The sequence below is a fragment of the Streptomyces sp. NRRL F-2664 genome, from assembly GCF_000719345.1.
Classification (GTDB): Bacteria; Actinomycetota; Actinomycetes; order Streptomycetales; family Streptomycetaceae; genus Streptomyces.
Genome location: NZ_JOFX01000394.1, coordinates 1 through 389, shown reverse-complemented (window position 1 = coordinate 389; position 389 = coordinate 1). Strand labels below are relative to the sequence as shown.

The following is a 389-nucleotide window of genomic DNA, read 5'->3' as shown; positions in this document are numbered from 1 at the left end:
CACCTGCGTGGGGAGATCCGCCGCCATGGCCAGCACTGACACGAAGGCGACCACGGACGACCTCGCGGGACTGGAGGCCGGCCTCGACGCCCTGGACGCCGTCGAGGTCCGGCGTTCGCCGCTCAGACAGGTCCTGATCGAGAAAGCGCTCCCGCCGGTCCTGGCCGTGTCCCTGGTGCTTGTCGTCTGGCAGCTCCTCGTCTCCCTCGGCGTCACGGAGGAGAACAAGCTGCCCGCTCTTTCCGCGGTGTGGGACAGCCTGTCCGACATGTGGATCCAAGGGACGCTGCTGGAGGTCATCTGGACCTCCGTCTCCCGCGGCCTGCTCGGCTTCCTGCTCGCGCTGGCGATCGGCACCCCGCTCGGCCTGCTCGTCGCCCGCGTGAAGT

The 389-nt window shown here is 69.4% G+C and carries 1 pseudogene; it reads left to right on the top strand.

Annotation, left to right across the window (positions count from 1 at the left end):
* Positions 1–25 precede the first annotated feature (25 nt).
* Positions 26–389, top strand: a pseudogene (locus IF89_RS0136255) (ABC transporter permease); the annotation flags it as partial.